Here is a 721-nt window from a genome sequence, read left to right on the forward strand (position 1 = left end):
CCTGGAGCCTGACCCCCACCAGCGCCGTGGTGGGCGACACCATCACCGCCAGCGCACGGGATGCGGCGGGCAACACCGCCACCACCAGCGACCCCAACAAAGCCAACACCAACGGCAACGACGGCAACGACAAGATTGACGGCGACAAAGATGACAACAAGATCGACGGCGGCAACGGCAACGACACGCTGGACGGGGGTGACGGCAACGACACCTTGGACGGTGGCAATGGCAACGACAGCCTCTCGGGCGGCAACGGCAACGACAGCTTGAGCGGGGGCGATGGCAACGACACGCTGGATGGCGGCAACGGCAACGACACCCTGGACGGCGGCAACGGCGACGACAGCCTCTCGGGCGGCAACGGCAACGACAAGCTCGATGGCGGCAACGGCAACGACACGCTGGACGGTGGCGAGGGCAACGACACCCTGGACGGCGGCAACGGCAATGACAAGCTCGATGGCGGCAACGGCAACGACAGCATCCAGGGTGGCAACGGCAACGACACCATCATCGCGGGCGGGGGCAACGACACGGTGGACGGCGGTGCGGGCACCGACGTGCTGGACATCTCGCGCCTGGACCAAGCCGTGGTCAAGCCCGGCAGCACACCGGGCTCGGGCGTGATCGAGTACATCGGACCTGACGGCACGCCCCAGACCATCGAGTACAAGAACATCGAACAAATCGTGGACAACGGCCGGGCTGACATGGCGCG

The 721-nt window shown here is 66.3% G+C and carries 1 protein-coding gene; it reads left to right on the forward strand.

Annotation, left to right across the window (positions count from 1 at the left end; translation table 11 throughout):
- The coding region (locus B9Z49_RS21405; RefSeq protein ID WP_304598585.1) for a calcium-binding protein at window positions 1-721 on the forward strand (721 nt) is incomplete at both ends.

This window comes from Limnohabitans sp. 2KL-51 (assembly GCF_003063645.1).
GTDB lineage: Bacteria > Pseudomonadota > Gammaproteobacteria > Burkholderiales > Burkholderiaceae_C > Limnohabitans_A.